The 17,838-nt window shown below is 73.6% G+C and carries 16 protein-coding genes; 11 read left to right on the top strand and 5 right to left on the bottom strand.

Translation table 11 applies throughout. The annotated features are described in order from the left end of the window. Position 1: 1 nt before the first annotated feature. Positions 2–2,095, bottom strand: a complete 2,094-nt coding sequence (tkt, locus tag IO39_RS26045; RefSeq protein WP_281200134.1) for a transketolase — start codon at positions 2,093–2,095, stop codon at positions 2–4. A gap of 316 nt (positions 2,096–2,411) precedes the next feature. Here tkt and IO39_RS26040 point away from each other — a divergent pair, with 316 nt between their 5' ends. Both IO39_RS26040 and IO39_RS26035 read left to right on the top strand, forming a co-directional pair. Then, on the top strand, positions 2,412–3,356 hold the full coding sequence (locus IO39_RS26040; protein WP_043628152.1) for a heme o synthase: 945 nt from the start codon (positions 2,412–2,414) through the stop codon (positions 3,354–3,356). A 277-nt stretch (positions 3,357–3,633) separates the two neighbouring features. After that, positions 3,634–4,824, top strand: a complete 1,191-nt coding sequence (locus IO39_RS26035) for a PrsW family intramembrane metalloprotease (RefSeq protein ID WP_043628151.1) — start codon at positions 3,634–3,636, stop codon at positions 4,822–4,824. Here the strand turns inward: IO39_RS26035 and IO39_RS26030 are convergent. Together IO39_RS26030 and IO39_RS26025 are read right to left on the bottom strand one after the other, a co-directional pair. Further along, entirely contained in the window at positions 4,800–5,567 is a 768-nt protein-coding gene (locus IO39_RS26030; RefSeq protein WP_084773501.1) for a SanA/YdcF family protein, read from the bottom strand. The two genes, IO39_RS26035 and IO39_RS26030, sit on opposite strands and share 25 nt — an antisense overlap. Positions 5,568–5,641: 74 nt before the next feature. Then, complete coding sequence (locus IO39_RS26025) at positions 5,642–6,628, bottom strand: COX15/CtaA family protein (protein WP_043628149.1); 987 nt, start codon at positions 6,626–6,628, stop codon at positions 5,642–5,644. 97 nt (positions 6,629–6,725) lie between these two features. On the opposite strand from IO39_RS26025, the gene IO39_RS26020 reads away from it, so the two are divergent. The 8 genes from IO39_RS26020 to IO39_RS25985 all read left to right on the top strand — a co-directional run bounded on the left by IO39_RS26020 (position 6,726) and on the right by IO39_RS25985 (position 14,256). Then, positions 6,726–7,868, top strand: a complete 1,143-nt coding sequence (locus IO39_RS26020) for an NAD(P)/FAD-dependent oxidoreductase (protein ID WP_043628147.1) — start codon at positions 6,726–6,728, stop codon at positions 7,866–7,868. Continuing rightward, positions 7,865–8,107 carry a (2Fe-2S)-binding protein gene (locus IO39_RS26015; RefSeq protein ID WP_043628145.1) on the top strand — a complete coding sequence of 81 codons (243 nt, stop codon included), beginning with the start codon at positions 7,865–7,867 and terminating at the stop codon, positions 8,105–8,107. Before IO39_RS26020 ends, IO39_RS26015 begins: the two co-directional genes overlap by 4 nt. Continuing rightward, positions 8,104–9,546: an FAD/NAD(P)-dependent oxidoreductase gene (locus tag IO39_RS26010; protein ID WP_043628143.1), complete on the top strand. Its 1,443-nt coding sequence runs from the start codon at positions 8,104–8,106 to the stop codon at positions 9,544–9,546. The genes IO39_RS26015 and IO39_RS26010 overlap by 4 nt, the downstream gene beginning before the upstream one ends. Positions 9,547–9,569: 23 nt before the next feature. Next, positions 9,570–10,463: a dihydrodipicolinate synthase family protein gene (locus IO39_RS26005; protein ID WP_211267164.1), complete on the top strand. Its 894-nt coding sequence runs from the start codon at positions 9,570–9,572 to the stop codon at positions 10,461–10,463. Positions 10,464–10,524: 61 nt separating this feature from the next. After that, a complete protein-coding gene (locus IO39_RS26000) occupies positions 10,525–11,526 on the top strand; it encodes a proline racemase family protein (protein ID WP_043628139.1) in 1,002 nt (333 codons plus the stop codon). Between the two features lie 14 nt (positions 11,527–11,540). Then, positions 11,541–12,509 carry a proline racemase family protein gene (locus IO39_RS25995; RefSeq protein WP_157548900.1) on the top strand — a complete coding sequence of 323 codons (969 nt, stop codon included), beginning with the start codon at positions 11,541–11,543 and terminating at the stop codon, positions 12,507–12,509. Beyond that, on the top strand, positions 12,506–13,573 hold the full coding sequence (locus tag IO39_RS25990; protein ID WP_043628133.1) for an ornithine cyclodeaminase family protein: 1,068 nt from the start codon (positions 12,506–12,508) through the stop codon (positions 13,571–13,573). The genes IO39_RS25995 and IO39_RS25990 overlap by 4 nt, the downstream gene beginning before the upstream one ends. Positions 13,574–13,587: 14 nt before the next feature. Further along, positions 13,588–14,256 (top strand): GntR family transcriptional regulator, encoded by a 669-nt coding sequence (locus IO39_RS25985; protein ID WP_043628131.1) that lies wholly within the window; start codon positions 13,588–13,590, stop codon positions 14,254–14,256. 368 nt (positions 14,257–14,624) lie between these two features. Here IO39_RS25985 and IO39_RS25980 read toward each other — a convergent pair whose 3' ends face one another. Continuing rightward, positions 14,625–15,542, bottom strand: a complete 918-nt coding sequence (locus IO39_RS25980) for an EamA family transporter (protein WP_043628129.1) — start codon at positions 15,540–15,542, stop codon at positions 14,625–14,627. Between the two features lie 117 nt (positions 15,543–15,659). Between IO39_RS25980 and IO39_RS25975 the strand changes: the two genes are divergently transcribed. Beyond that, complete coding sequence (locus tag IO39_RS25975) at positions 15,660–16,862, top strand: MFS transporter (RefSeq protein WP_084773499.1); 1,203 nt, start codon at positions 15,660–15,662, stop codon at positions 16,860–16,862. A gap of 152 nt (positions 16,863–17,014) precedes the next feature. On the opposite strand, the gene IO39_RS25970 is transcribed toward IO39_RS25975, so the two are convergent. Beyond that, positions 17,015–17,782, bottom strand: coding sequence for an ABC transporter permease (locus IO39_RS25970; protein WP_043628124.1), 768 nt, complete (start codon positions 17,780–17,782; stop codon positions 17,015–17,017). Between the last annotated feature and the right edge of the window lie 56 nt (positions 17,783–17,838).

The following is a 17,838-nucleotide window of genomic DNA, read 5'->3' as shown; positions in this document are numbered from 1 at the left end:
TTCAGTTTCCCGTCGTCTCGCCCTTGTCCTGACCCAGCTTGGCCAGGCTCGCCCTGGCCGCCGCCGCGACGCGCTCCGCCGTCAGCCCGAACTGCTCGTACAGAGTCTTGTACGGGGCCGAAGCACCGAAGTGTTCGAGGCTCACCACTTCGCCGCACTCGCCGACGTACTCGTGCCAGCCGAGCGCGATGCCCGCCTCGACCGCCACCCGAGCCCGGATCGACGAGGGCAGAACCGTCTGCCTGTATGCGGAGTCCTGCCCGTTGAACCACTCGACACACGGCATGGAGACCACCCGCGTCGGAATGCCCTGCGACTCCAGCAGCTCCCGGCCGTTCAGCGCGATCTCGACCTCGCTGCCCGTGGCGATCACGATGACCCTCGGCTGGCCGTTGGACGCCTCGCGCAGCACGTAGCCGCCGCGGGCCACGCCCTCGGCGCTGGTGCCCTCGACGACCGGCAGGTTCTGCCTGGTCAGCGCCAGGGCGGCGGGGCGGTCGGTGTGCTCCAGCACGGCCTTCCACGCGTATGCCGTCTCGTTGGCGTCGGCCGGGCGCACCACGTCGAGGCCGGGGATCGCGCGCAGCGCCCACAGGTGCTCGATCGGCTGGTGGGTCGGGCCGTCCTCGCCGAGGCCGATGGAGTCGTGCGTCCACACGTAGGTGACCGGCAGCTTCATCAACGCCGCCAGGCGCACGGCCGGCCGCATGTAGTCGGAGAAGACCAGGAACGTGCCGCCGTACGGGCGGGTGCCGCCGTGCAGCGCGATGCCGTTGAGGATGGCGCCCATGGCGTGCTCGCGGATGCCGAAGTGCAGCGTGCGGCCGTAGCGGTTGCCCTTGAAGTCCTTGGTCTGGAACTCCTCGGGGATGAAGGACGGCTCGCCCTTCATCGTGGTGAGGTTGGACTCTGCCAGGTCGGCCGAGCCGCCCCACAGCTCGGGCAGCACCGGGGCCAGCGCGTTCAGCACCTCGCCGGAGGCCTTGCGCGTGGCGATCGAGGCGCCCTTCTCGAACGACGGCAGCGCGGTGGCCCAGCCGGCCGGCAGCTCGCGCCGGGAGATGCGGTCGAGCTCGGCGGCGCGCTCGCCGTTGGCCAGGCGCCACTCGGAGTAGGACTTCTCCCACTCGGCGTGGTCGGCGCGGCCGCGCTGGGCGACGCCGCGGGCGTGCTCCAGCACCGCGGCCGGCACGTCGAAGGTCTTGGCCGGGTCCATGCCCAGCACTTCCTTGGTGGCGGCCACCTCGGCCTCGCCCAGGGCGGAGCCGTGGATCTTGCCGGTGTTCTGCTTGTTCGGGGCGGGGTAGCCGATGATCGTGCGCAGCCGGATGAACGACGGCCGGTCGGTCTCTGCCTTGGCCGCCATCAGGGCGTCGTAGAGGGCCTGGACGTCCTCGACGTATTCGCCGGAGGCGGTCCAGTCGACGCTCTGGGTGTGCCAGCCGTAGGCCTCGTAACGCTTGACCACGTCCTCGGACAGGGCGATCTGCGTGTCGTCCTCGATGGAGATGTGGTTGTCGTCGTAGACGACGACGAGGTTGCCCAGCTTCTGGTGGCCGGCCAGGGAGCTGGCCTCGTGGCTGATGCCCTCCTCGATGTCGCCGTCGCTGACGAAGCACCAGATGTGGTGGTCGAACGGCGAGGCGCCCGGCGCGGCCTCGGGGTCGAACAGGCCGCGCTCGCGGCGGGCCGCCATGGCCATGCCGACGGCGTTGGCGATGCCCTGGCCCAGCGGGCCCGTCGTGGTCTCCACTCCGGCGGTGTGCCCGTGCTCGGGGTGACCCGGCGTGAGGCTGTCCCACTGGCGCAGGCGCCGCAGGTCGTCGAGGGTCAGGCCGTAACCGGACAGGTAGAGCTGGATGTAGAGCGTCAGGCTGCTGTGGCCGCACGACAGCACGAACCGGTCGCGGCCGAGCCAGCCGGGATCGGTCGGGTCGTGACGCATCACACGCTGGAACAGCAGGTATGCGGCGGGGGCGAGGCTCATGGCGGTGCCGGGGTGACCCGAGCCCGCCTTCTCCACTGCGTCCATCGCCAGGGCTCGAACGACATCGACCGCCTGCTTGTCCAGGTCGGTCCATTCAAGGGCTGGCACGAGTTCGGTGCTCAAGTGCTCGATCTCCGGAATCTAGTTGTCAGTTGGGTTGTAGCTGTCCCGCCCGAGGCGGGCCGCGTCGGGCGGCCTGCCGCAGTTGCGCTGCCCGCGCCTACACCGGACCCTAACCGAGTGGGGTCGGCGATCGATTCCCATCCCACCCGCGCGTGTCCGTGCACGGCGCGAAGCCCCCCATTGGCCGGACCGGCCGACCCTGCGACTACAGTTTGTTTGTTCGCAGGGGCGTCACGGCGCCCGCCCATGGATCCGCTCTAATCAGAGGTTACGCGTTGACTTCCGACAGGCTGGAAGCGCCTTGACGGTGCTGACCAACAGGCAGGCGACGGCCCCATCACCGCAGGTGGAGGCGCCGCGCTCGATAGGCATGACCATCAGGGCCTACATCGCGCTCACCAAGCCGCGGATCATCGAGCTGCTGCTCATCACGACGCTGCCGGTGATGTTCCTCGCAGCGGGCGGCCTGCCGCCGCTGTGGACGTCGATCTGGGTCATGGTGTTCGGCACCCTATCGGCGGGCAGCGCCAACGCGCTCAACTGCTACGTGGATCGCGACATCGACCAGAAGATGCGCCGCACCCGCCGCCGGCCGCTGGCCAGGCACCAGGTCTCGCCGCGCGCCGCGCTCGTCTTCGGCATCGTGCTGGGCGTGCTGTCCACGGTGGGCCTATGGGTGACCACCAACGGGCTGGCCGCGCTGCTGTCGCTCGGCGCGATCCTGTTCTACGTGCTGGTCTACTCCATGCTGCTCAAGCGGCGCACGGCCCAGAACATCGTGTGGGGCGGCATCGCGGGCTGCATGCCGGTGATGATCGGCTGGGCCGGCATCACCGAGCGGCTCGACTGGGCGCCGCTGGTGCTGTTCGGGGTGGTGTTCTTCTGGACCCCGCCGCACACCTGGACCCTGGCCATGCGCTACAAGGAGGACTACGCGGCGGCCAAGGTGCCGATGCTGCCCGTGGTGGCCACCGAGCGGCGGGTCATCCTGGAGTCCATCGCCTACACCTATGCCACCGTGGCGTGCTCGCTGGCGCTGTGGCCGGTGGCGGGCACCACGCTGTTCTACCCGATCGTGGCGGCCGCGCTGGGCGCGATGTGCCTGTGGGAGGTGCACCGCCTGCTGAGCCGGCTCAACGCCGGCAAGACCGGCGTCGACCTGCGGCCGATGCGCTTCTTCCACTGGTCCAACGCCTACCTGGCGCTGCTGTTCCTGGCCGTGGCGATCGACCCGCTGCTGGCCTGAGCCGCGGCCTTCCGCCCGCGGGCCGGACCTCGGCACGGGGCACGACACCGGGCACGACACGCATGGCTGGACGGTGAGGAGTGGCTATCCCGACGTCACAGGCGCACCCGAGATCACGGTGGCGGCCGGGGCCGTCGCCGCGGCTGCGCGCGGCGCGCCGACCTGCTGCGCCGCCGGAGCCCCGGCACGACGGGGGCCGGCCACGGCGTGCCCGGCCCCGACCTGCGCCGCCGCGGCCCGCACGGACCCCGGCCCGCTGATCCGTTAAAGTCACCCTATGGCGACCCGTGATCCACGCTGGGTGTTGAAGGACCGCCCGTCATTCACGTTGATCATCGGGCTGGTCCTCACCGGCATCTGCGCCCTGGTCTCGTTCTCCTTCGACGTCTTCAACGGCGCTCCGGTGCAGTTCTTCATCGCCCTCATGCTGGCGCTGGCGCCCGTGCCGCTGCTGCTGGCGGCGGTGCTGGCGCTCGACCGGATGGAGCCGGAGCCGCGCAGCAACCTGATCTTCGCCTTCGCGTGGGGCGCGGGCATCGCGGTGCTCGTCGCCGGCGTGATCAACTCGCTCAACATGCACTACATCATCGACGCCGCCAAGCTGTCGGAGGCCAGCGCCCGCAACATCGCGGCCACGTTCGGCGCCCCGGTGGTGGAGGAGACGATGAAGGGGCTGGTGCTGCTGGGCCTGCTCAGGTTCCGCAGGGCCGAGCTCGACGGGCCGACCGACGGCGTCATCTACGCCGGCATGGTCGGGCTCGGCTTCGCCATGAGCGAGAACGTCAGCTACTACCTGCACGCCCTGTCCACCTCGGGCGTCAAGGGGCTGGCCGTCACGGTGGTGCTGCGCGGCATCCTGTCGCCGCTGGCGCATCCGCTGTTCAGTTCCATGATCGGGGTCGCCGTCGCCTACGCCGCGCAGCGCAGCGGGCCCGACCGGGTCACCTACGTGCTGGCGGGCTGGTCGGGGGCGATGATCCTGCACGGGCTGTGGAACGGCCTGGCCTCCTACGGCGGGTTCCCCGGGCTGGTGGTGGCCTATCTGGCGCTGCTGGTCGTGCTGGTCGTGCTCATCGGGGTGGTCTTCCGGGACCGGCGGCGCATCGTGGCGCTCATCCAGCGCTACCTGCCGGCGTACGAGCCGACCAAGCTGGTCACCCAGGCCGACATCTACATGCTCTCCACCTTCCCCCGCCGCCGCCAGGCCAGGCAGTGGGCCCGCGCCCACGGCGGCAAGGCGGGGGTGCGCGCGATGCGCGACTACCAGCTCGCCGCCACCGAGCTGGGCCTGCTGCACGAGCGGGCGGCCCGCCACGTGGTCGACGAGCACACCTTCCACGAGGAGCAGCGGGCGCTGCTGGAGTGCATGAGCACGGCGCGCGCCGACTTCCCGGTGCCGGAGATGCACGCCAGGTCGGTGGCCAGGGGGTCGCCCCCGCCCGGTTACGCGCCCGGCGCGCCGGGCTGACCCAGGACGCGGGTGAGCGAGACCTCGCGCGGGCCCGGGAAGACGGGCTCGGAGCGCAGGATCACGGCGTCGGCGAACGCCTTGACGGTGGCGGGCAGCTCGCGGGCGGCGTACGCGTACGTCGTCGCGGCCCAGCGCCTGACCGAGTCGTCGCCCACCCCGAACGCCTCCAGCCCCGCGGTCCGGCAGAGCGTCACGGCCCGGGGGAGGTGAAACTCCTGGGTGACCACCGTCACCCGCTCCGCCCCGAACACCTGGCGCGCCCGCACGCACGAGTCCCAGGTGTCGAACCCGGCGTAGTCCAGCACCATCACCGCCTCGGGCACGCCCCTGGCGCGCAGGTAGTCGCGCATGGCCGTGGGCTCGTCGTACTCCTTGCGGCTGTTGTCGCCCGACAGCAGCAGCGCCCGCACCTTGCCCGCCCGGTAGAGCTCGGCGGCGATGTCGAGCCGGCGGGCCAGCATCGGGGTGGGCTGCGTGTGATAGAGGCCCGCGCCGAGCACCAGCGCCGCCTGGGCCGGCGGCACCCTGTCCGGCCAGCCCGCGTCCTCGGCCGTCGCCCGGTGCCCCCAGCTGCTCAGCCAGGCCCACGTCATGGGCGCCAGGGCGAGCACGCTCAGCAGCACCAGGCCCTGGTACGCGCGCCGCAGCGCCTTCCGGGAAAACAGCGCCTTCCGGGAGAACAGCGCCTTCCGGGAGAACAGCGCCTTCCGGGAGAACAGCGCCTTCCGTGAAAGGGGCATCTTTCGCACCAGAACGCACCCCTTCGCAGCCGGGGGAGTGGCGGATCTAACACCACATACCCTGGCATATGCGCTCAGGCGACGGCGGCTGCTTCGGTGGGGGAGGGGCTGACGGAGGCCGGCTGGGTGTCGCGCTCGCGCAGCGAGGTGACCACCCGCAGCGCCGCGATCCAGACCAGGGTCGAGCCCAGGACGTGCAGCAGCACCAGCGCGGCCGGCACGGCCAGGAACCACTGCGTGTAGCCGATCACGCCCTGGAGCAGCTCCACGCCGAGCAGCGCCAGCGCCGCCCGCCTGGCCGCGCGCGGCGCGTTGGTCACGTGCAGGGCGAACATCAGCGCGAACGTCAGCCCGACCACCACGTAGGCCACGTCGGCGTGCACCCGGGCCACGGACTCGATGTCGAGGTCGAAGCGCGAGGCCACCTCGTCGCCCGAGTGGGGGCCCGTGTTGGTGACCACGACCCCGGCCACCAGCAGGGCGAACACGGCCGCCAGCAGCACGTGGCCGAGCCGGCGGATGTCGCGGTGGGCCACCGCCCTGACCGGGCCGTCGCCCTCGCCCGCGCGCGCGTACAGCATCCAGCAGGCGGCGATCAGGCCGCTGGACAGCAGGTAGTGCACGCCCACGGTGAACGGGTTGAGCATCGTGTTGACCACCAGCCCGCCCCACAGCGCCTGGGCCACGATGCCGACCGGCTGCAGCCAGGCCAGGCGCACCACCGTGACGCGGCGCGGGGCCATCCGCAGGGCGGCCACCACGCAGGCCAGGCCGACGGCCAGCACCAGGAACGTCAGCAGCCGGTTGCCGAACTCGACGGCCATGTTGAGCGGCGAGACCTCGGGGTGCGCCACGGGGATGAAACTGTCGGGGGTGCACTTCGGCCAGGTCGGGCAGCCCAGCCCCGAGGCGGTGACGCGCACGCCCGCCCCGGTCACCGTGATGCCCGCGTTGACCACCACGGACGCCATCGCCCATCCGCGCAGGGACCGCGTGGTCGGGGCCCAGACAGACTGCCAGAAGCGCACGAAGGGGTTGGGGTTGTCCGTGGGTAGCTTCACGTCATCGATGGTAGGGGGCGCCCCGGCCGGTCCCGCCATCGGGAACGGTCTTCTCAACAGGTCAAGGTATGTGACATATTACTGAGAGGAGGTGGTGATGTCCGACGTGATCGTCGTCGGCGCGGGAGTGGTGGGAGCGGCCTGCGCCTACTATGCCGCGCGCGCGGGGCTCGACGTGACCGTGATCGACCGTGGCCCCGTGGCCGGCGGTACCACGGGCTCGGGCGAGGGCAACGTGCTGGTGTCGGACAAGGAGCCGGGGCCCGAGCTGGAGCTGGCCGTGCTGTCCAACCGGTTGTGGCGCGAGCTGGCCGGGCTCGGCGGGTTCGAGTTCGAGCCCAAGGGCGGGCTGGTCGTCGCCGAGACCGAGGAGGTCCGGCGGCAGCTCACCGAGCTGGCCGTCAAGCAGGACGTCGAGCACACGCCGGTGGACGGGCCCGCGCTGCGCGACTACGAGCCGCACCTGGCCGGCGGGTTCGCCGGCGGCGTGTTCTACCCGCAGGACGCCCAGGTCCAGCCCATGCTCGCGGCCGCCACCCTGCTCAGGCGGGGCGCCGACAGCTTCGGCCACGGCACGCTGCGGCTGCGCCTCGGCGTCCGGGTGACCGGCTTCATCCGGTCCGGGGAGCGCGTGACGGGCGTGCGCACCTCCCACGGCGACGTGCTCGGCGACGCGGTCGTCAACGCGGCCGGCACCTGGGGCGGCGAGGTGGCCGCGCTGGCCGGCGTGGAGCTGCCCATCCTGCCCAGGCGCGGGTTCATCCTCGTCACCGAGCCCCTGCGCGAGCCGCTCATCCGGCACAAGGTCTACACCGCCGCCTACGTGACGAACGTGGCCAGCGACTCCGCCGGGCTGGAGACCTCGGCCGTGGTGGAGGGCACGCCCGCCGGCACCGTGCTCATCGGGGCCAGCAGGGAGCGGGTCGGCTTCGACCGGACGACGTCGGTGCCCGTGCTGGCCCGGCTCGCGGAGCAGGCCGTCGCGCTCTTCCCCGCGCTGCGCGAGGTGCGGGCCATCAGGTCCTACTGCGGGTTCCGGCCGTACTGCCCCGACCACCTGCCCGTCATCGGGGCCGACCCGCGCCTGCCCGGGCTCTACCATGCGTGCGGGCACGAAGGGGCCGGCATCGGGCTCGCCCCGGTCACCGGCCACCTGCTCGCGCAGGTGCTGACCGGGCAGCGGCCCGACCTCGACCTGCACCCCTTCCGCCCGGACCGCTTCGCCAAGGAGGCTTCGTGACCTTTCACATCACGGTCGACGGCCGGCCGGTCCCGGTCGTGCCGGGGCAGACCATCGGCGCGGCCCTGCACGCCGCCGGCGTGCGCTCCTGGCGCACCACCCGCTTCGGCGGCCGGCCGCGCGGGCTGTTCTGCGGCATCGGGGTCTGCTTCGACTGCCTGATCTCGGTCAACGGGCGCGCGCCCGAGCGGGCCTGCCTGCTGGAGGCCGAGCCGGGGGACGAGGTGACGACCGCGTGACGCACGACCGTGTGACGTACGACCTCGTGGTGGTCGGCGGCGGGCCCGCCGGAGTCGCGGGCGCGCTCACGGCGGCGCTGGCCGGGCTGCGGGTGGCGCTCGTGGACACCGGCACGCGCCTCGGCGGCCAGTACTTCCGCCACGCCGCCGAGCCGAAGCCCGCGCCGGGCCTGGCCCGGTTCCTGCGGCAGGGGCGGGCGCTCGCCGCGCGCGCCGACGTGCTGCTCGGGCACCAGGTGTGGAACGTCTCCCGCGAGCCGGACGGCGGCCTGACCGTGCACTGCCTGACCCGCCGGCCGGCCGGCGAGCGGGCGGTGGAGCTGCGGGCGCGGCGGCTGCTGATCGCGACCGGGGCGCACGACCGGCCGCTGCCCTTCCCCGGCTGGGACCTGCCCGGCGTGCTGACCGCCGGCGGCGCGCAGGCGCTGCTCAAGGGCGGCGGCGTCCTGGCGGGCCGGCGCGTCGTGGTCTCCGGCACCGGCCCCTTCCTGCTGCCCGCCGCCGCCGGCCTGGCCGCGGCGGGGGCGCGCGTGCTCGGCGTGTACGAGGCCAACGGCGGGCTCGGCCTGGCCCGGCATCCGCTGCTGGCCCTGGGCAAGGCCGGCGAGGCGGCCGGGTACACGGCCACCCTGGCGCGGCACCGGGTGCCGTACCTGACCCGGCGGGCCGTGATCGCCGCGCACGGCGAGCGCGAGGTGGAGGCCGTCACGCTGGCCCGCCTCGACCGCGACTGGAACGTTCTGTCCAGCCGCGTCGTCGCGTGCGACACCGTGGCCGTCGGCTACGGGTTCGTGCCGCAGATCGAGCTCGGCACGCAGCTCGGCTGCCGCACCCGCGCGGACGTGGACGGCAGCCCCGTGATCGACGTGGACGCCGCCCAGCGCACCAGCGTGCCCGGGGTGTGGGCGGCCGGAGAGCCCGCGGGCGTGGGCGGCTGGCGGCTGGCCGAGCTGGAGGGCCGCATCGCCGGCCGCGCCATCGCCGCCGACCACCGCGCCGACCACCGCGCCGACCAACGCGCCGACCACCACACCGGCCACCCCGCCGACCCCCCGCCGGTGTTCGCGCGGCGGCGGGAGCGGTGGCGGGCGTTCGGCGCGGCCCTGCAGCGCGCCTATCCGGTCAAGCCCGGCTGGCAGGGGTGGCTGCGCGACGACACGCTCGTGTGCCGGTGCGAGGAGGTGCCGCTGGCCCGCGTACGCGAGGCGCAGGCCATGGGCGCCACCGACGCGCGCGCCGTCAAGCTCCTGGCCCGCCCCGGCATGGGCTGGTGCCAGGGCCGCATCTGCGGCTACGCCGTGTCCTGCCTGGCCGGCGAGCCGCCCCAGGAGCCCCGCCGTCCCGTCGCGCAGCCCGTCACGCTCGGCGCGCTCGCCTCACTGACCCATCCGCAGACCCCGGCGACCCCGCAAGACCCCGGCGACGACCCCGCTCACTGACCCCCCCGATGGAGGACCCCCACATGGAACACCGCAGCAAGCCCTGGCACGGGATCATGGTGGCCACCGCGCTGCCCCTGCGCGAGGACCTGTCGGTCGACTACGACGGCTACGCCGCGCACTGCCGCTGGCTGGTCGAGAACGGCTGTGACGGCGTCGTGCCGAACGGCTCGCTGGGCGAGTACCAGACGCTCACCCCGCAGGAGCGGGCCCGGGTGATCGAGACCGCCGTCGCGGCCGTCGGCGGCGCGAACGTCATGGCCGGGGCGGGCGCGTACGGCGCCGACGAGTCGCGCCGCTGGGCGGAGCAGGCGGGCGAGGCGGGCTGCGGCTCCGTCCTGCTGCTGCCGCCCAACGCCTACCGGGCCGACGAGCGGGCCGTCCTGGCCCACTACCGCGAGGTCGCCAAGGCCGGGGTGCCGATCGTGGCCTACAACAACCCCTTCGACACCAAGGTGGACCTCACCCCCGCGCTGCTGGCCAGGCTGCACGAGGAGGGGCTGATCGTGGCGGTCAAGGAGTTCACGGGGGACGTGCGGCGCGCGTACGAGCTGGCCGAGCTGGCCCCCGGGCTCGACCTGCTGATCGGCTCCGACGACGTGCTGCTGGAGCTGGCCGTGGCGGGCGCGGTGGGCTGGATCGCCGGCTACCCCAACGCGCTGCCCGCCGCCACCGCGACCCTCTACCGCGCCGCCGTCGCCGGGGACATGGAGACCGCGCTGCCGCTCTACCGCACCCTGCACGCGCTGCTGCGCTGGGACTCCAAGACCGAGTTCGTGCAGGCCATCAAGCTCTCCATGGACGTGGCCGGACGACACGGCGGCCCGTGCAGGCAGCCCAGGCAGCCGCTGACGGAGGAGCAGGCCGCTATCGTTCGGGCGGCGACCGAGAAGGCACTGGCAGAGGGGCTGCGATGAGCACGGCGACCGGCAGGGCACCGGCAGGAGGACCGCGGACGGCACCGGAGGGAGGGCCGCGATGAGGACCAAGCGCGTCTTCCACGCCGTCGACTCCCACACCGAGGGCATGCCCACCCGCGTGATCACCGGCGGCATCGGCGTGATCCCCGGCGCGAGCATGGCCGAGCGGCGCGTCTACTTCCGCGACCACCTCGACCACATCCGCACGCTGCTCATGACCGAGCCGCGCGGCCACTCGGCCATGAGCGGCGCCATCCTGCAGCCGCCCACCCGGCCCGACGCCGACTACGGCGTGCTGTTCATCGAGGTGTCCGGGCTGCTGCCGATGTGCGGGCACGGCACCATCGGCGTGGCGACCGTGCTGGTCGAGACCGGCATGGTGGAGGTGACCGAGCCGGTCACGACCGTGCGCCTGGAGGTGCCGGCCGGGCTCGTCGAGGTGGACGTGGCCGTGGAGGACGGCATGGCCATGTCCGTGACGCTGCGCAACGTGCCCTCCTACTGCGACCGGCTCGACGCCAAGGTGACCGTGCCGGGGTTCGGGGAGATCCCGTACGACCTGGCGTACGGCGGCAACTTCTACGCCGTCGTCGACCTCGCCCGCTACGGCCTGCCGTTCGACCGCAGGGCCAAGAACGAGATCATCGCGGCCGGCCTGGCCACCATGGAGGCCATCAACGCCGCCGACGAGCCCGTGCACCGCGAGGACGACCGCATCCGCGGCTGCCACCACGTCTACTTCGCCGCCCCCGGCTCCGACGCCCACCACTCCCGCCACGCCATGGCCATCCACCCGGGCTGGTTCGACCGCTCGCCCTGCGGCACCGGCACCAGCGCCCGCATGGCCCAGCTCCACGCCCGCGGCGAGCTGCCGCTGGGCAGGGACTTCGTCAACGAGTCGTTCATCGGCACCCACTTCGTCGGGCGGCTGCTGGAGGAGACGACGGTGGGCGGGCGGCCGGCCGTGCTGCCGTCCATCACCGGCCGGGCCTGGATCACCGGCACCGCCCAGTACTTCCTCGACCCGCGCGACCCGTTCCCCGCCGGATTCGAGCTGTGATGACCTCCACGGCGATGATCTCGACAGTCGACTACCACACGGCGGGGGAGCCGTTCCGGATCGTCACCGGCGGGGTGCCCGAGATCCCCGGCGCCGACGTGCTCTCCCGCCGCGCCGCCGCCATGGCCGGCCACGACGGCGTGCGCCGGCTGCTGTGCAACGAGCCGCGCGGCCACGCCGACATGTACGGCTGCTTCCTCGTGCCCCCGAACGACCCCGGAGCCCGCTTCGGCGCGCTGTTCTGGCACAAGGACGGCTTCTCCACCGCCTGCGGGCACGGCACGATCGCGCTGGGCGTCCACGCGGTGCGCGAAGGGCTCGTCGAGGCCGTCGCCGACGGGGTGACGGACGTGGTGATCGACGTGCCCTCGGGGCGCGTCACGGCCCGCGTGCGCAGCTCGGCGGGCCGGATCGAGGGCGTCACCTTCGTCAACGTGCCCTCCTACGTCATCGCCCGCGACGTCCGCGCCGGCGACGTGCGCGTGGACCTGGCCTACGGCGGCGCCATCTACGCCTCCCTGCCGGCCGCGGCGCTCGGGCTGTCGGTCGAGCCCCGCCACCTGAACGCCCTGATCGGCCACAGCCGCCGCGTCAAGGCCGCCCTGGCCGGCCACCCCGCCACCCGGCACCCCTCCGACGATCGGCTGTCCGGCGTCTACGGGGTGATCTTCCACGACGAGCTGCCGCCCGCCGCCGACGGGGCCAGGCGGCAGCGCAACGTCACCGTGTTCGCCGACGGCGAGGTGGACCGTTCGCCGTGCGGCTCCGGCACCGCGGCCAGGATGGCGCTGCTGGACGACGAGGGCAAGGGCGGCGAGCTGCGCCACGAGAGCGTCGTGGGCGGGCTGTTCACGGCCCGCGTGGCGGAGCGGACGGCCGGGGGAGTGATCGTGGAGGTGGACGGCATGGCCTATCGGACCGGCAGGCACGTCTTCGAGCTCGACCCCGCCGACCCGTTCCCGGCCGGGTTCACGCTGCGATGAGCGGGCTGCCGTACCTGGACGCCGCCACGCTGGAGCGGCTGGTCCCCATGGGGCGCGCGGTGACGGTCCTGGAGGAGGCGCTGCGGGACGGGCTCGACCCGGAGGTCACGCCGCGGCGGCCGATCGTGGACGTGCCGGCCGGGCAGCTCCTGCTCATGCCCGCGGCCACCCGCCGGTACACCGGCGTCAAGGCGGTCGGCGTCGCGCCCGGCAACCCGGCGCGCGGGCTGCCCCGGATCCAGGGGACGTACCTGCTGTTCGACGGCGACACCCTGGCCCCGCTGGCGGCCATGGACGGGATGGCGCTCACCTCGCTGCGCACGCCCGCCGTCTCCGCCCTGGCCGTCCGGCACCTGGCCGAGCCGGGGGCGCGGCGGCTGGTGGTGTTCGGGAGCGGGCCGCAGGCGTGGGGGCACGTGCTGGCGCTGCGGGAGGTGCGGCCGGTCGAGGAGGTCACCGTGGTCGGACGAGACCCGCACCGCGCCGGGGCCCTGGCGGCCCGCTGCCGCGCCCTCGGCCTGACCGCCACCGCCCTGACCGCGCCCGCCGCTTCTCCCGATGCTGTCTCTTCGGGCGCCGTCTCTTCGGGCGCGGAGTTGAGCGCGGAGTTGAGCGCGGAGGCGGACGCTGAGGTGAGCGCCGAGGTGCGCGCTGAGGTGGGCGCTGAGGTGAGTGTTGAGGTGAGTGCGGCGGTCGGCGCGGCCGACCTCGTGGCCTGCTGCACGACGGCCAGGAGTCCCCTCTTCCCCGGTAAGCTCGCCCGCGACGGCGCCACCGTCGTCGCGGTCGGCTCGCACGAGCCCGGCGCCCGCGAGCTCGACGCAGACCTCGTCGCGCGTGCCACCGTGGTCGTCGAGGCCAGGGCGGCCGCCCTGGAGGAGGCGGGAGACCTCATCGTCCCCATCCGCCGGGGTACGATCACCTCCCGTCATCTCGCCGGAAACCTCGCCGACCTGATCGCCGGAAGGGTGGTCACGGGTCCGGGTCCGCGCGTGTTCAAGAGCACGGGCATGGCTTGGGAGGACCTCGTGGTCGCGGCTGCAGCTTACGAGGCTTGGACATAGAAAGGGATGGGCCGATGGCTGCCGAGGACCGGCTCGACCTGCCGATGGTGGGAGAGCGCCAGAGCCTGCGCGAGCAGGTCGCGCACGCGTTGCGCGCCGCGCTGATCACCGGGGAGATGCGCCCGGGGGTGGTCTACTCCGCGCCCGTGCTGGCCGCCCAGTTCGGCGTCTCGGCCACGCCCGTGCGCGAGGCCATGCTCGACCTGGCCAAGGAGGGCCTGGTCGAGGCGGTGCGCAACAAGGGCTTCCGGGTCACCGAGCTGTCCGACCGCGACCTCGACGAGCTGACCGAGATCCGCCAGCTCATCGAGGTGCCCACGGTGGCCCGGCTGGCCGACAGCTCGCGGGCCGAGGAGTTCGAGCGGCTGCGGCCCGTCGCCGAGGAGATCGTGGTGGCCGGCGAGCGGGGCGACCTGCTCGCGTACGTGGACGCCGACCTGCGCTTCCACGTCGAGCTGCTGTCCCTGTGCGGCAACGCCCACCTGGTCTCGGTGGTGCGCGACCTGCGCAACAGGGCCAGGCTCTACGGCCTGTCGCAGCTGTCCGAGCGCGGCACGCTGGGCGACTCGGCCAGGGAGCACCTGGCGCTGCTCGACGCGCTCAAGAGCGGCGACAGCAAGGCCGTCGGGCACCTCATGGGCGAGCACATCGGCCACGTGCGCGGCATCTGGGCCGAGCACTGACCCCGAGACCGCCCACTGAACGGCACGCTGAACCGTGCACTGAACCGCGCACTGAGCGGCAAGTTCCGACATTCGGGGATCGGGCACTCTCCGATGGCGGTAATCTCGATGCGGGCCGACGCGGAGAAGCCTCGATCGAGGCGCCGCGCGCCCTCACATCCGGCCCTTGACGGGCCGCACAATCCGGCACCGCCATGGTCACGCGGACACCCGCACTCCGCTGACCCTCCCGGGCTCGGCACATCCCGCCCACCGAGCCGAGCCCGCCCGCCGCGCGCCCGAGACCCCATCCCACGGGCGCGCGGCGGCCCTCCCCGGAGCCCGCCGGCCCGGCCTCCGCCGGGGGCCACGGCGGGCCTTTCCCCGGGTCACTCCTTCTGGCCCGCGCGGGTCGAGCCCAGGCTGGCGGCCACGATGCAGATGATCGCCGCCCACTGCTGCACGTGCAGGAACTCGCTCAGCACCAGCACCCCGATCAGCGCCGCCGCCGCCGGCTCCAGGCTCATCAGGATGCCGAAGACGTGCTTGGGCATGCGCCGCAGCGCCTGCAGCTCCAGCGAGTACGGGATCACCGACGACAGCAGCCCCACGCCCAGCCCGATCAGCAGCACCTCCGGCTGCAGCAGCTCCGCGCCGCCGCTCGTGACCCCCACCGGGGCGATCACCACGGCCGAGACGAGCATCGCGAACGACAGCCCGGTCGTGCCGGGGAACCGCTTCCCGGCCGCCGCCGACAGCAGGATGTACCCGGCCCAGCAGGCCCCCGCCACCGTCGCGAACCCGATGCCGGCCCAGCTCACCGACGCCGAGTCGCCCCACGGCGCCAGCAGCACCACGCCGGCCCCGGCCAGCCCGACCCACAGCAGGTCGATGCGCCGCCGCGAGGCCGCCACCGCCACGCCCAGCGGCCCGAGGAACTCGATCGCCACCGCGATCCCCATCGGCAGCCGCGCCAGGGCCTCGTAGAACGACAGGTTCATCACGGCCAGCGTCAGCCCGAACCCGGCCCCCACCGCCCAGTCGCGCCAGGACAGCCCCTTCAGCCGGGGACGGGCCAGCGTCCCCAGGATGAGCGCCCCGGCCGCGATGCGCAGGAACACCACCGCGCTCGGCGGCAGCGTGGCGAACAGCTCCTTGGCGAAGCCGGCGCCGAGCTGGGCCGAGAAGATGGCCAGCAGCACGAGCCCGGTGGGCGGGATCGAGTCGGCGGCGGTGCGCAGCAGCCGTCCGGGCCGGGGCAGGCCGGGTCCGCGGTCGAGGGGGTCGTCGAGGGCGAAGTCGGTCACGGAGCTCCTTACAGGCGAAAGAACCGTTGCAGCCTACTGGGGCGGCGTGATTTGCACCCCTCAGGGTGGTATCGCTGCCAACTGGCCCTTTTGCCGGGATAAATGAATCATGGAACGATGAACGCCCCCGCGCCGCCCGTGAGCCTCACCCGCCCGCCGCTCGCCCTGTCGGTGTCCTCGTTCGTCAGCAGCTTCGACCGCTTCGCGGTGAGCCCGATGCTCGTGCTCATCGCCGAGGACCTGGGCGTGCCGCTGTCGGCCTCCGTGGCGGTCGCCAGCGGCTACTACCTGGCGTACGGGCTGACACAGCCGCTGTGGGGCCTGCTGTCCGACCGGTTCGGGCGGGTGCGGGTGATGCGCTGGGCGCTTTCCGGGGCGGCGCTGGCGGGCGCGGCGTCGGCGCTGATGCCCGTGCTCGCGGCGCTCGTGCTGGCCAGGGTGGTGACGGGCGCCTGCTTCGGCGCGGTGATCCCGACGGGCCTGACGTACGTGGGCGACACCGTGCACTCCTCCGTACGCCAGCGCGCGCTGACCGACCTCATGGCCGCCGCCGCGCTCGGCACGGCCCTGGCCACGGGCCTGGGCGGGGTGGTCGCGGGCCTGGTGGACTGGCGGGTGGCCTTCACCGTGCCCGCCGCCTGCGCCCTGGCCTGCGCGCTGTCGCTGCGCGCGCTGCCCGAGCCGGCCCGCGAGGAGGGGACCGGCGGCGGCCTGCTGGGCCACCTGGGCGCGGTGCTCGGGCACCGGTGGGCGCTGCTGGTGTTCGGGCTGGCGTTCACCGAAGGGGCGATCATGCTCGGCACCATGCCGTTCCTGGCCACCGCGCTGCAGCACGCCGGGCTGGCCGCGGCCGTGGCGGGGCTGGCCATCACCGCGTACGGGCTGGGCCTGTGGGCCTTCTCCCGGCTCGTCAAGCTGCTGTCCGGCCGCTGGCCCGCGCCCGTGCTGATGGTCGTGGGCGGCGCGCAGCTCTGCGCCGGGTTCGCCGTCGTCACCGTGCACGTCAGCGTGCCCACCGTGGCCATCACCGCGCTGCTGCTGGGCGGCGGGTGGTCGTTCCTGCACTCCTCGCTGCAGACCTGGGCCACCTCGGTCGTGCCCGAGGCCAGGGGGACCACGATCGCCTTCTTCGCCTGCGCCCTGTTCGTGGGCAGCGCCGCCGCCTCGTGGGCCGCCGGGCTCCTGGCCGAGCAGGGCCGCTACGGCCTGCTGTTCGGCCTGGCGGCGGCGGCCGCGATCCCGCTGACGGCGGTGGCGGCGATCACCCGGCGCCGCTACGGCGCCCTCCGCCCCGCCCGTCCCGCGCCCCGGCCTGAATGATCGGACAGGACGGATCCGGTCGTCAGGGACCGGCCCGACGGCGCGGGGCGGGCGTGGCGCTCACTCACGACGGGGAGCGGCGCTCGCTCATGACCGGGAGTGGCGCTCGCTCATGACGGGGAGCGGCGCTCGCTCATGACGGGGAGCGGCGCTCACTCCCAGCGGAACGTGCGCGAGACCAGCGCCAGCGACAGCACCGCCCAGGCGGCCAGCACGGCCACCGGGACCAGGGGCAGCGCCGCGCCCTCGGCGAGCACCGCGCGCAGCCCGCCGGTCAGCGCCGAGATGGGCAGCGCCTCCAGCACGGGACGCACGCTCTCCGGGAACTTCGTCAGCGGGAACACCACCCCGCCCGCCCCCAGCAGCACCAGGTAGACCAGGTTGGCGCCGGCCAGCGTGGCCTCGGCGCGCAACGTGCCCGCCATGAGCAGCCCCAGCCCGCTGAAGGCCGCGGTGCCCAGCACGATCAGCACCGCCGCGCTCAGGAACGACCCCTGCGGCCGCCAGCCCAGCGCCAGCCCGACGGCCACGATGACCGCGGCCTGGATGACCTCCACGCCCACGACCGCCGCCGTCTTGGCCATCATGAGGCCGCCTCTGGTCAGCGGGGTCGCGCCCAGCCGCTTCAGCACGCCGTACCGGCGCTCGAAGCCGGTCGCGATGGCCTGCCCGGTGAAGGCGGTGGACATCACCGCCAGCGCCAGCACGCCGGGCGTCAGGAAGTCGACCCGCGGCCCGGCGCCGACGTCGATCAGCGGCGCGAGCGAGAAACCGGTCAGCAGCAGCACCGGGATGATCAGGGTCAGCAGGAGCTGCTCGCCGTTGCGCAGCATCGCGCGGATCTCCGCGCCCGCCTGCGCCAGCACCATCCGCGGGAACGGCGCCGCGCCGGGAGCCGGGGTGAGATCGAGCGCGGTCATCGCGGCTCCAGGAAGGTCGGGCCCGGCGCGGTCGTCGCGACCTTCCGCCGGTCGGT

It is taken from the genome of Nonomuraea candida, from assembly GCF_000725485.1.
Taxonomy (GTDB): Bacteria; Actinomycetota; Actinomycetes; order Streptosporangiales; family Streptosporangiaceae; genus Nonomuraea; species Nonomuraea candida.
The sequence above is the reverse complement of the archived record's forward strand: the minus strand, read 5'-3'. Positions and strand labels throughout refer to the sequence as shown.

Bases quoted from the DNA above. Each gene is read 5' to 3' on its own strand.
- IO39_RS26035 (WP_043628151.1), top strand. From the start codon at position 3,634: ATGGCGACCCGTGATCCACGCTGGGTGTTGAAGGACCGCCCGTCATTC.
- IO39_RS26030 (WP_084773501.1), bottom strand. From the start codon at position 5,567: ATGCCCCTTTCACGGAAGGCGCTGTTCTCCCGGAAGGCGCTGTTCTCC.
- IO39_RS26020 (WP_043628147.1), top strand. From the start codon at position 6,726: ATGTCCGACGTGATCGTCGTCGGCGCGGGAGTGGTGGGAGCGGCCTGC.
- IO39_RS26005 (WP_211267164.1), top strand. From the start codon at position 9,570: ATGGAACACCGCAGCAAGCCCTGGCACGGGATCATGGTGGCCACCGCG.
- IO39_RS26000 (WP_043628139.1), top strand. From the start codon at position 10,525: ATGAGGACCAAGCGCGTCTTCCACGCCGTCGACTCCCACACCGAGGGC.
- IO39_RS25995 (WP_157548900.1), top strand. From the start codon at position 11,541: ATGATCTCGACAGTCGACTACCACACGGCGGGGGAGCCGTTCCGGATC.
- IO39_RS25990 (WP_043628133.1), top strand. From the start codon at position 12,506: ATGAGCGGGCTGCCGTACCTGGACGCCGCCACGCTGGAGCGGCTGGTC.
- IO39_RS25985 (WP_043628131.1), top strand. From the start codon at position 13,588: ATGGCTGCCGAGGACCGGCTCGACCTGCCGATGGTGGGAGAGCGCCAG.
- IO39_RS25975 (WP_084773499.1), top strand. From the start codon at position 15,660: ATGAACGCCCCCGCGCCGCCCGTGAGCCTCACCCGCCCGCCGCTCGCC.
- IO39_RS25970 (WP_043628124.1), bottom strand. From the start codon at position 17,782: ATGACCGCGCTCGATCTCACCCCGGCTCCCGGCGCGGCGCCGTTCCCG.